Genomic DNA, 11,408 nt, shown 5'->3' with positions numbered 1-11,408 from the left:
TCAATTACCTCAGTTTCAGGGTGGCCAGGCCGATCAGCACGAGAATCACGGTGATGATCCAGAAACGGACGATCACACGCGGCTCGGGCCAGCCCTTGAGTTCGAAATGGTGGTGAATCGGCGCCATGCGGAACACACGCTTGCCGGTCAGCTTGAAGCTGGCCACCTGGATCATCACCGACAGGGTTTCCATGACGAACACGCCGCCCATGATGAACAGCACGATTTCCTGGCGAACGATCACGGCGATGGTGCCCAGCGCAGCACCAAGCGCCAGCGCGCCGACGTCGCCCATGAACACCTGCGCCGGATAGGTGTTGAACCACAGAAAGCCCAGACCGGCACCGACCAGCGCAGCGCAGAACACGATCAGCTCACCGGAGCCCGGCACGTACGGAATCAGCAGGTATTCGGCGAAGTTCACGTTGCCCGACAGGTAGCAGAAGATGCCCAGCGCACCACCGACCATCACGGTCGGCAGAATGGCCAGACCGTCGAGACCGTCGGTGAGGTTCACCGCATTGCTGGTGCCGACGATAACGAAGTAGGTCAGCACCACGAAGCCGACGCCCAGGGGAATGGCGACATCCTTGAGCAGCGGCACGATCAGGGTGGTCTCCACCGGGCTCTGCGCCGTCATATAAAGGAAGACCGCCGCTGCCAGGCCGAACACCGACTGCCAGAAATACTTCCAGCGGCTCGGCAGGCCGCGCGAGTTCTTCTCGATCACCTTGCGGTAGTCGTCGACCCAGCCGATGGCGCCGAATGCCAGGGTCACGGCCAGCACCACCCACACGTAACGGTTGGACAGGTCGGCCCAGAGCAGGGTGCTGACGGCGATGGCGGTGAGAATCAGCGCACCGCCCATGGTCGGCGTGCCCTTCTTCGACAGGTGCGATTGCGGGCCATCGTTACGCACCGACTGGCCGATCTGGCGCACCTGCAGGGTGCGGATCATCCACGGGCCGAGCCACAGCGACAGCGCCAGGGCGGTAAGCACGCCGAGAATGCCGCGCAGGGTCAGGTACTGAAAGACCGCGAAGCCCTTGTGGAACTGTTGCAGGTACTCCGCCAGCAGCAGCAGCATTTAGTGATTCTCCCCAGCTACGTCGCACAGCGCTGCCACGACCTTGTCCATGGCGGCGCTGCGTGAACCCTTGATTAGTAGTGTGCTGCCGGCCTGTTCGGCACGAAGCGCGGCGATCAGCTCGGCATGGTCGACGAAATGACGCCCCTTGGCGCCGAACTCCTCGACCGCGAAGCGCATCAGCGGGCCAACGGCATACAGTGCGTCGACCTTGCCGGCGGCATGACGGCCAACATCGCGATGGCCCTGCTCGGCCCACTCGCCCAGCTCGCCCATGTCTCCGAGCACCAGAACGGTGCGCCCGGAAAAGCCGGCGAGTATATCCACCGCAGCGCACATGGCTACAGGATTGGCGTTGTAACTGTCATCGATCACCCGCACGCCATTCGGCGCCAGTTGCGCGACAGCACGGCCCTTGACCGGTTGCAGATTTTGCAAGCCTTCGACCATGGCAGACAGCGGCATGCCCAGCGCATGAGCGGCAGCGCAGGCCGCCAGGGCATTGGCGACGTTGTGCTCACCGAGCAGATTGAGCTGGATATGCGCACTGCCAAGCGGGCTGCGCAGGGTGAAGCCCTGGCAGCCGCCCGCATCACGGGCCAGATCGCTGCCGTGGAAATCGGCGCGGGTGTCGCGCAGGGCGAAGCTGAGCACCTTGCGTCCGGCGGCGCGGCGCTGCCAGGTAAGGAAGGCCTTGTCATCCAGATTGAGCACGGCCACGCCATCGTTCGGCAGACCTTCGAGAATCTCGCCCTTAGCTTCGATGATTTTCTCCGGGCCGCCGAACTCACCGACATGGGCATTGCCGGCATTGGTGATGATCGCCACCTGCGGCCGGGTCAGGCTGACGGTGTAGGCGATCTCGCCGACATGGTTGGCGCCCAGCTCGATCACCCCGGCGCGATGCTCAGGCGCCAGCTCCAGCAGGGTCAGCGGCGCGCCAAGATCGTTATTGAGGTTGCCGCGCGTGGCCAGCACCGCGCCGTTCAGGGCGGCGCGCAGAATGGACGCGAGCATTTCCTTGACGCTGGTCTTGCCACTGGAGCCGGTCACGGCAGCCAGCGGGCCGGTAAAGGCCTGACGATTGAGCGCGCCCAGCTGACCGAGCGCCAGACGCGTGTCAGCCACCAGCAACTGCGGCAACGGTGCATTGGCCACCTCACGCTCGACCAGCGCGGCAACGGCGCCCTTGGCAGCGACGTCGGCCAGATAATCATGACCGTCGAACCGCGGCCCGGTGAGCGCCACGAACAGTTGCCCGGCAGCGATGGTACGGCTGTCGGTGCCAACGGCGGAGAACGCCACATCGGCACCGATCAGGCGCGCACTGAGGTCGGCGGCGACGTCGCTGAGCAGCCAGGATTTAAGCATGCGTGGCCTCCCAGGCCGCCAGGGCCTTGCTTGCTTCGATCAGATCGGAGAACGGCTGACGCACGCCCATGATTTCCTGGTAATCCTCGTGCCCCTTGCCAGCCAGTACCAGCACATCGGCGGGCTCGGCCTGAGCGATCAGCCGGGCGATGGCATCGCCACGACCGTGAATGAACTGCACCTGCTCCGGCGCCGTGAAACCAGCACGAATATCGGCAACGATCTGCGCCGGCTCTTCCGTGCGCGGATTGTCATCGGTCACCCAAACCAGATCCGCCAGACGTTCGGCCACCGCAGCCATCAGCGGGCGCTTGCCGCGATCACGGTCACCACCACAGCCGAACAGGCAAATCAGGCGCCCTTCGACGTGCGGCCGCATGGCTTCGAGCACTTTTTCCAGCGCATCGGGGGTGTGCGCGTAGTCGACCACCACCAGCGGCTTGTCGCCGCCACCGAGACGCTGCATGCGGCCCGCTGGCCCCTGCAGTTGCGGCAGCACCTTGAGAATCTCGTCGAGGGCGTAATCCATCCCCAGCAGCGCACCAACCACCGCCAGCAGGTTGCTCAGATTGAAACGACCGAGCAGATTGCTGCGCAGCATGCCTTCGCCACGCGGCGTCACCAGGCGTGCACGCACGCCGTGATCATCGAACTGCGCATCGCGGCAATAAAGGAAGGCACTGGCATCGCTGAGGCTGTAGCCGATCAGGCGCGACTCGTGCGCCTGCGCAGCCAGCTCACGACCGAAGGCATCATCGAGGTTGACCACCCGGCAACGCAGGTTCGGCCAGGCGAACAGCTTGGCCTTGGCTGCGCCATAGGCCTGCATGCTGCCGTGGTAATCGAGGTGATCGCGCGACAGGTTGGTGAATACCGCCACGTCGAACTCCAGCGCGGCGACGCGCCCCTGATCCAGACCATGGGAGGACACTTCCATGGCCACAGCGCGCGCACCAGCCTGCTTGAGCGAGGCCAGGGTGGCCTGCACCCCGACCGGATCGGGTGTGGTGTGCTTACCCTGCTCCAGCGCGCCATGGAAACCGGTACCCAGGGTACCGACGATGCCACAACGCTGACCGAGCAGATCCAGCGCCTGCGCCAGCAACTGGCTGACACTGGTCTTGCCGTTGGTGCCGGTGACACCGATCAGATGCAATGCGCGGCTTGGCTCACCATAGAAGCGCCCGGCGATGGCTGAAAGCTGTCCGGCCAGCCCCTTGACCGGCACCAGCACAGCACTTTCAGCATGCATGGGCGCAGCGCCTTCGGCTTCAAAGGCGACAGCGGCAGCACCGCGAGCAATGGCATCGGCGATATGCACGCGACCATCCTGCTGAGTACCTGGTACGGCCAAAAACAGATCACCCGGACGCACCTTGCGGCTGTCCAGAGTCAGTTCCCGAATCAGCACACTGCTCTCGGCAGCGGGCAACAGTTGATTGAGTGGCATGGGCATCAGTTACGCCCTCCCTGGCCAGCGACAGCCATCTTCTGCTCGGGCGGCGGCAGATTGTCAGGCGCAATGTTCATCAAACGCAGCGAACCGGCCATCACCCGGCTGAATACCGGTGCGGAAATCAGGCCGCCGTAGTAGGCGCCCTTGCCTGGCTCGTCGATCACCACGACCAGCGCGATGCGCGGGTCCTGCGCCGGGGCGAAACCGGCGAACAGCGAGCGATAGGAATTGCTCTGGTAGCCCTTGGCCCCGGCATTGGTCTTGCGCGCGGTGCCACTCTTGCCGGCGACGTGGTAACCCGGCACCTGCGCGCGGAACACCCCGCGCGGCGCCTCGACCACCTGCTGCAGCATGCCCTGCAGGGTCTTGGCGACATCGGCCGACATGACCTGCATGGCGCCCGGCTTGCTGTCCACACGAATCATCGACAGCGGCGTCATGTTGCCGCCGTTGGCCAAGGCGGCGTAGGCATGAGCCAACTGCACAGCTGTCACCGAAAGACCATAGCCGTAGGACAGCGTGGCGGTTTCTGCCTGTCGCCACTGACGATGGTTGGGCAGATTGCCAACCCGCTCGCCCGGAAAACCAAGACCGGTGTCACGGCCGAAGCCGAGGTTGCTCAGTACCTGATGGATATTCTCGCCACCCACGTCGAAGGCGATCTTGCTCATGCCGACGTTACTGGAGTTGATCAGAATGCCGGTCAGATCCAGCGCGGGGCCTTGCGTACGGGAAACGTCGCGAATGCTGTAACGACCAATCTGCAACGTACCGTTGCCGACCTGAACGATATCGCTGGGCTTCCAGCGGCCGGTCTCCAGGGCAGCGGCCATCGACAGCGGCTTGATGGTCGAGCCGGGTTCGAAGACGTCGATCATGGCACGGTTGCGCATGGCCGCCGGGGTCAGGTTGCGACGGTTGTTCGGGTTGTAGGTGGGATGGTTGACCATCGCCAACACCTCGCCGCTCTTCACGTCGACCATCACCAGGCTGCCGGCCTTGGCGTCGTTCTCCAGCAGCGCATTACGCAGCTCGCGATGGGCCAGGTACTGTAGACGCAGATCAATGGACAACGCCAAGGCCTTGCCGGCCTTGGCGTTCTGCGCAACCTGTACATCCTTGATCAGCTTGCCACGCCGATCCTTGAGCACCTGGCGCTTGCCGGGTACACCGGCCAGCCAATCCTCGTAAGCCAGCTCCATACCTTCGCGACCGCGGTCGTCGATGTCGGTGAAGCCGACAACATGAGCGGCGACCTCGCCAGCCGGGTAGAAACGGCGAAATTCCTCGATGGCATAAACGCCCGGCACCTTGAGATCCAGCACGCTCTGTCCCTTGTCGGGGGTCAGACCACGCACCAGATACATGAACTCACGGTCCTTGTTCTGCTCCAGGCGCGCAGCGAAGCTGGCCGGATCCTGACCGAGCGCCGCAGCCAGCACTGGCCACTGCTGACGCCCCGCCTGCAGCTCCTTGCCATTGGCCCACAGCGTAGTGACCGGCGTGCTGACGGCCAGCGGCTCGCCATTGCGGTCGGTGATCAGGCCACGGTGCGCCGGAATCGGGATATGCCGCACGCTGCGGGCATCGCCATGGGCCTTGAGGAAGTCATGGTCGAGCACCTGCAGGTCGAGCATGCGCCAGGCGATGGCACCGACCATCAGCGCCAGCAACACCAGCACCAGGCGGAAGCGCCAGGGATAGAGTGCGCCTTCGAGCCCGATCATGGACGCACCATGCGCACGGCGGCGGGGTCGGGAATGTGCATCTTCAACTGCTCAGTGGCCAGCGCCTCAATGCGGTTGTGCGCGGTCCAGGTACTTTGCTCGAGAATCAGCCGCCCCCACTCGGCCTGCGCCTTGTCGCGCACGCTCAGCTCACCGTACAGCTCATTGAGCAGTTGGCGATTCCAGTGCGCACTGTAAGACACCGCCACGGCGGAAATCAGAATGGCAATGAACAACAGCAGCATCAGAAAGCTGCCGCTGGGCATGGATTTGATCAGCCGGCGGCTCACCGCAACTTCTCCGCGATGCGCATCACCGCGCTGCGCGAGCGCGGATTGGCCTTGAGCTCGGCCTCACCGGCATAGACCGGCTTGCCGATCAGCTTCAGGCGCGGCTCGAAGGCTTTCGGAATGATCGGCAGGTCACGCGGCAGCTTGTCCGCCTCGCCCTTGGCCTGACGCTTCATGAACTGTTTGACGATGCGATCTTCCAGCGAGTGGAAGCTGATCACCACCAGGCGACCACCGACCTCGAGCGTTTCCAGGGCCGCGTCGAGGCCGCGCTCGAGATCACCCAGCTCGTTATTGATAAAGATGCGGATACCCTGGAAAGCACGGGTCGCCGGATTCTTGCCCTTTTCCCAGGCGGGGTTGGCCTCGGTCAGTACCTTGGCCAGATCGGCCGTGCGGGTGAACGGCTGCTCGGTACGGCGCTGCACCACGGCGCGCGCCATGCGCTTGGCGAAACGCTCTTCGCCGTAATCCTTCATTACGCGGGCGATTTCATCCTCGGTCGCCGTGGCAATCCACTCTGCCGCGCTCATGCCGGCATCGGGATTCATGCGCATGTCCAGCGGGCCGTCATTGAGAAAGCTGAAGCCACGCTCGGGGTCGTCCAGTTGCGGCGACGACACACCAAGATCCAGCAGAATGCCGGCGACCTGACCGGAAATGCCGCGGACAACAGCCTCATCGCCAAGTTCCGCAAAACTGCGCTGCACAACGACAAAGCGGCCGTCTTCGGCCGCCAATGCTTCCCCGGTGGCTATCGCCAGGGGATCTTTGTCGAACCCCAACAACCGCCCGCCGGGCCCGAGCTTCTGCAGGATCAGCCGGCTGTGCCCGCCACGCCCGAAGGTGCCATCCATGTAGCAGCCATCCGCGCGCACAGCCAGCCCCTCGACAGCTTCGTCGAGCAGCACGGTGATATGGCGGAAACTATCGGTCATGGTCACAGGATCAGATCACGCAGGTCATCGGAAAGGGCGCCGGGCTGTTTGATGGCAGCCAGATCGGCTTCGGCTACGGCATTCCAGGCATCTTCATCCCAGAGTTGAAACTTGTTCAGCTGACCGACGAGCATCGCTCGCTTGTCCAGCTTGGCGTACTCGCGCAAGCGCGGCGGCACCAGAAAGCGACCACTGGCATCCAGCTCGAGATCGACTGCATTACCAATCAGCAGTCGCTGCAGGCGGCGGTTCTCTTCACGAAAGGAGGCCAGCTCGCGCAGTTTGTTCTCGATCAGCTCCCACTCGGCCAGGGGATACACGCACAGACAGGGGTCAACGGCGTCGATGGTCACGATGAGCTGGCCATTGCAACGCGAAACGAGCTCGTCACGATACCGACTCGGCATCGCGAGGCGCCCTTTGGCGTCGAGACTGATGGCGTTAGCTCCGCGAAACACGGCTGCGCTTCCCCTGTAATTAGCTATCCATGCCCAAAAAAACCCACTTCATGCCACTTCTTACCACTTGCGCACACTATAGGAACGCATGCGCCCCACCGTCAAGGCGCCCGGAAAGGGAAAAATCCTTACAGGACGGAGATTTAGCGCACAAAAGCGAGGAGGAAAGAGATGCCTGAGCCGACTTTCAGCGGATAAATTCGAGCCATTGCAGCGAGCTAAAATCCGAACTTAAAGTGATTTGTTAAGAGTAAGATTTTTTTGGTATCAGACGAGCGGGGAATAGAAGGGTATAGCGAGGAAGAAAGGAGGAGAGTCGATCTGTAAGCCGGGTTCTGTCGAGGACAGTCATTCCTCTACGGCGTACATCACTGCACGCCTTTAGCAACCTACCCGGTTCCAGCGCGGGCCACGCCGATGGAACCCTATTTGGTCTTGCTCCGGGTGGAGTTTACCGTGCCACGAACTGTTGCCAGTCGCGCGGTGCGCTCTTACCGCACCCTTTCACCCTTACCGGCGCCGAAACGCTTAGGCGGTTATTTTCTGTGGCACTTTCCGTAGGCTCACGCCTCCCAGACGTTATCTGGCACCCTGCCCTATGGAGCCCGGACTTTCCTCCCCCTTCTTGCGAAGGCAGCGACTGTCCGATCGACTCTCCGCCGGCAAGGTTAACAAAGCCGCAAGCCGCAAGCTACCGGCGGCAAGAAAAAGCAGCCTGGCGCGCCTAATGTCGATCAGATAAGGCCACCAAAGCGGCCTTTCGTGGGAGCCCCGCCCCGGGGCGAAGCTTGTCAATTGCGCATCGCCCTGGTTCGCGGCGAGGCGCCGCTCCTACGCACTGACAGCGTCGACGCTTAACAGGCTGGCATTAGCCCAGCGCGCCCTCTGCAGAGCTCGCTCCTGCGACAACCTCACCCCTTGCGTTCCAGCGCCACCTGATAAAGCACATTCTTGCGCACCCCGGTGATCTCCGCAGCCAAGGCTGCCGCACGCTTGAGCGGCATTTCCGACAGCAACAGATCGAGCACGCGCAATGCCTCGGCGCTGACCGCCTCCTCACCTTCCGGCGCCTGCCAACCTGCCACCAGCACCACGCACTCGCCGCGCTGCTGATTACTGTCTGCCGCGACCCACTCGCACAGCTCGGCCAACGGCAACCCCTGCAGGGTCTCGAAGGTCTTGGTCAACTCACGCGCCAACAAGGCAGGGCGATCATCGCCAAATACCTCGCGCATGTCCTGCAGGCATTCGAGAATCCGGTGCGGCGCTTCGTAGAAAATCAGCGTGCGCGGTTCTTCGCGCACTTGCTCCAGGCGCGCACGACGCCCCGCCGCCTTGGCCGGCAGAAAGCCTTCGAAGATGAATCGATCCGACGGCAGGCCAGCAGCCGAGAGCGCCGCGATCAGTGCGCAGGCCCCCGGTACCGGCACCACGGCGAAACCGGCCGCACGCGCCTGACGCACCAGGTGATAGCCCGGATCGGAGATCAGCGGCGTACCCGCATCGGAAATCAGCGCAACATCCTCCCCGGCCTGCAACCGCGCCAGAAAACGACCGCCCTGATCGCGCTCGTTGTGCTCGTGACAAGCCGCCAGCGGCGTCTGGATGCCAAAGTGCTGCAGCAGGCGCGCCGAGTGCCGGGTGTCCTCAGCGGCGATCAGCGCCACCTCGCGCAGAATCCGCAGGGCCCGCGCGCTGATGTCGTCCAGGTTGCCAATGGGCGTAGCGACCACATAAAGGCTGCCTGGCTGGACACTTGCGACGGCGGGCTGACTCACTGGAAACACCTCGTTAATTGAAAGAGTGCTCATTCTAGCCGGTTCCGCCCCGGCGGCATCGCACGGATGTCGCCCCTTGGGTACAATCGCCGCTCGTTTTGCTCAAGTATCAGGATGAACCGATGATCGCTAGCCTGCGCCCTCTTTCTGCTCTGTTTCTGGCCGGCCTGCTCGCTGCCTGTGCCAGCTCGCCCTCCAACAACCTGGGCCAGCTGCCACGTACGCCACAAGCCAGCATCGAACAGATGCTCCAGCAGGCTGTCGAGAGCAAACCGGAGCAGGCCGCCCTGCTGCGCCTCTCTGCCGCCGACCAGAGCTACCAGCAAAATGACGTGGCCCGCGCCAGCCGCATTCTCGAGCAGATCGATATCGCCAGCCTGCAACCCGCGCAACAGATTTTCACCAGCACCCTGAAAGCCGAACTGGCCATGGCGCGCAAGCAGCCCAAGAGCGCACTGAAAGCCCTGCAGCACCCCAGCCTCGAGCGCCTGGGTGAGCTGCCGGTCGAGCAACAGATTCGTACCCAACTGGTGCGTGCCCGTGCCCTGGAGGCCGATGGTCAGACCCTCGCCGCCGCACGCGAGCGCGTGTTCATCGCCCCGCTGCTGAGTGGCCAGGTCGCGCACGACAACCACGAAAACATCTGGACACTGGTATCCAGCCTGCCCGCGCAAACCTCGGCCGGCGCCGACAGCGACCTGGCCGGCTGGCTGGACTTGGCCCAACTGACCAAAAGCAGCGCCACGCTCGAACAGCAGCAAGCCGCCATCGATCAGTGGATTGCGCAAAATCCGCAACACCCGGCCGCCGAGCAACTGCCTGAAGCGCTGGGCAAGCTGCGCGAGCTGGCCAGCCAGCCGCTGACCCGTGTCGCCCTGCTGCTGCCGCAGGAAGGCCAGCTGGCCAGCGTTGCCCGCGCCCTGCGCGACGGTTTCCTCGCCGCCCATTACGAAGCTCAGCAGGCCGGACAGAACCCGCCGGACATCAAGCTGTATGACAGCTCGCGCATCGGCTCGCTGGACGCCTTCTACCAGCAAGCGCAGGCCGACGGCGTGCAGCTGGTAGTCGGCCCGCTGGAAAAGCCCCTAGTCAAGCAGCTCAGCGAGCGCGAGCAACTGCCTATCACCACCCTGGCCCTGAATTACAGCGACGCTGGCCAGGAAGGCCCGGCACAACTGTTCCAGTTCGGCCTGGCTGCCGAGGACGAAGCACGCGAAGTGGCACGCCGCGCCTGGAGCGATGGCATGCGTCGCGCCGTGGCCCTGGTGCCGCGCGGCGACTGGGGCGACCGCGTACTGGACGCCTTCCGTCAAAGCTGGCAGGCGCAGGGCGGTACCCTGATCGCGGCCGAGCATGTCGACCAGCCGGTGGAGCTGGCGCGGCAGATCGCCGACTTGTTCCAACTGCGCGAAAGCGAGGCCCGCGCCGGCCGCCTGCAAAACACCCTGGGCACCAGCCTGGACGCACAACCGGCGCGGCGCCAGGACGTCGACTTCATCTTCCTCGCCGCCACCCCACAACAGGCCCAGCAGATTAAGCCGACCCTGGCGTTCCAGTACGCCGGCGACGTGCCCGTGTACGCCACCTCGCACCTGTTCACCGGCGCCCACAGCCAGGCCCAGTACCAGGATCTCGAAGGTATTCGTTTCTGCGAAACCCCCTGGTTGCTCGACACCCACGCGCCGCTGCGCCAGGAAGTCAGCAACCAGTGGCCGCAAGCGGGCGGCAGCCTCGGCCGCCTGTATGCCATGGGTGTCGACGCCTACCGCCTGGCACCACGCCTGGGCCAGCTCAAGGCGCTGCCGGAGTCGCGCATCGACGGCCTGTCCGGCAGCCTCAGCCTCAACGCCACGCAGCGCATCGAACGCCAACTGCCCTGGGCCGAGTTCCGTGGCGGCCAGGTTCAGCGCCTCCCCGACAGCATCAATTGAGCGCACACAACGACCTGGGCCGTGCCGCCGAACAGGCGGCACGGCAACACCTGGAACGGAATGGCCTGCGCCTGATCGAACAGAACTGGAGCTGTCGCCGTGGCGAGCTCGATCTGGTCATGCTCGACGGCGATACAGTAGTATTCGTCGAAGTCCGCGCCCGTCGCCACAGCGCCTGGGGCGGTGCCCTGGAGAGCATCGATGCACGCAAGCGTGGCAAGCTGGTGATCGCCGCCGAGCTCTTCCTCCAGCAGCACTCGCGCTGGACCCGCCACCCCTGCCGCTTCGATGTGGTCGCCATCAGCACTGACGGCGCCGCTCGCCTCGACTGGATCAAGAACGCCTTCGATGCCTGACGGCCGTACATTCAAG

Annotated in this window: 10 protein-coding genes and 1 other RNA gene; 2 read left to right on the top strand and 9 right to left on the bottom strand. The window is 64.0% G+C overall.

The window, feature by feature from the left end; genetic code table 11:
- Positions 1-4: 4 nt before the first annotated feature.
- From mraY to rsmI, 9 genes are all read right to left on the bottom strand, one after another.
- Positions 5-1,087 (bottom strand): phospho-N-acetylmuramoyl-pentapeptide-transferase, encoded by a 1,083-nt coding sequence (gene mraY / locus J7655_RS04340; protein ID WP_230926725.1) that lies wholly within the window; start codon positions 1,085-1,087, stop codon positions 5-7.
- Positions 1,088-2,458 carry a UDP-N-acetylmuramoyl-tripeptide--D-alanyl-D-alanine ligase gene (locus J7655_RS04335; protein ID WP_230926724.1) on the bottom strand — a complete coding sequence of 457 codons (1,371 nt, stop codon included), beginning with the start codon at positions 2,456-2,458 and terminating at the stop codon, positions 1,088-1,090.
- Positions 2,451-3,914: a UDP-N-acetylmuramoyl-L-alanyl-D-glutamate--2,6-diaminopimelate ligase gene (locus tag J7655_RS04330; protein WP_230926723.1), complete on the bottom strand. Its 1,464-nt coding sequence runs from the start codon at positions 3,912-3,914 to the stop codon at positions 2,451-2,453. Before J7655_RS04330 ends, J7655_RS04335 begins: the two co-directional genes overlap by 8 nt.
- Positions 3,914-5,641 (bottom strand): peptidoglycan D,D-transpeptidase FtsI family protein, encoded by a 1,728-nt coding sequence (locus J7655_RS04325; protein WP_230926722.1) that lies wholly within the window; start codon positions 5,639-5,641, stop codon positions 3,914-3,916. Before J7655_RS04325 ends, J7655_RS04330 begins: the two co-directional genes overlap by 1 nt.
- Positions 5,638-5,931, bottom strand: a complete 294-nt coding sequence (ftsL, locus tag J7655_RS04320) for a cell division protein FtsL (RefSeq protein WP_230926721.1) — start codon at positions 5,929-5,931, stop codon at positions 5,638-5,640. Before ftsL ends, J7655_RS04325 begins: the two co-directional genes overlap by 4 nt.
- Entirely contained in the window at positions 5,928-6,869 is a 942-nt protein-coding gene (gene rsmH / locus J7655_RS04315) for a 16S rRNA (cytosine(1402)-N(4))-methyltransferase RsmH (protein WP_230926720.1), read from the bottom strand. Before rsmH ends, ftsL begins: the two co-directional genes overlap by 4 nt.
- Before the next feature lie 2 nt (positions 6,870-6,871).
- Positions 6,872-7,327 carry a division/cell wall cluster transcriptional repressor MraZ gene (gene mraZ, locus J7655_RS04310; RefSeq protein ID WP_230926719.1) on the bottom strand — a complete coding sequence of 152 codons (456 nt, stop codon included), beginning with the start codon at positions 7,325-7,327 and terminating at the stop codon, positions 6,872-6,874.
- Positions 7,328-7,635: 308 nt separating this feature from the next.
- Positions 7,636-7,983, bottom strand: an RNA gene (gene rnpB, locus J7655_RS04305) — RNase P RNA component class A.
- Between the two features lie 255 nt (positions 7,984-8,238).
- The gene (gene rsmI / locus J7655_RS04300) at positions 8,239-9,138 is read right to left on the bottom strand and encodes a 16S rRNA (cytidine(1402)-2'-O)-methyltransferase (RefSeq protein ID WP_108233542.1); all 900 of its coding nucleotides are present in this window, start codon (positions 9,136-9,138) and stop codon (positions 8,239-8,241) included.
- Between the two features lie 89 nt (positions 9,139-9,227).
- On the opposite strand from rsmI, the gene J7655_RS04295 reads away from it, so the two are divergent.
- The gene (locus tag J7655_RS04295) at positions 9,228-11,036 is read left to right on the top strand and encodes a penicillin-binding protein activator (RefSeq protein ID WP_230926718.1); all 1,809 of its coding nucleotides are present in this window, start codon (positions 9,228-9,230) and stop codon (positions 11,034-11,036) included.
- On the top strand, positions 11,033-11,392 hold the full coding sequence (locus J7655_RS04290) for a YraN family protein (protein ID WP_074855477.1): 360 nt from the start codon (positions 11,033-11,035) through the stop codon (positions 11,390-11,392). Before J7655_RS04295 ends, J7655_RS04290 begins: the two co-directional genes overlap by 4 nt.
- The last annotated feature ends 16 nt before the right edge of the window (positions 11,393-11,408 follow it).

This window comes from Pseudomonas wenzhouensis, from assembly GCF_021029445.1.
In the GTDB taxonomy this organism is placed as follows: Bacteria; Pseudomonadota; Gammaproteobacteria; order Pseudomonadales; family Pseudomonadaceae; genus Aquipseudomonas; species Aquipseudomonas wenzhouensis.
The sequence above is the reverse complement of the archived record's forward strand: the minus strand, read 5'-3'. Positions and strand labels throughout refer to the sequence as shown.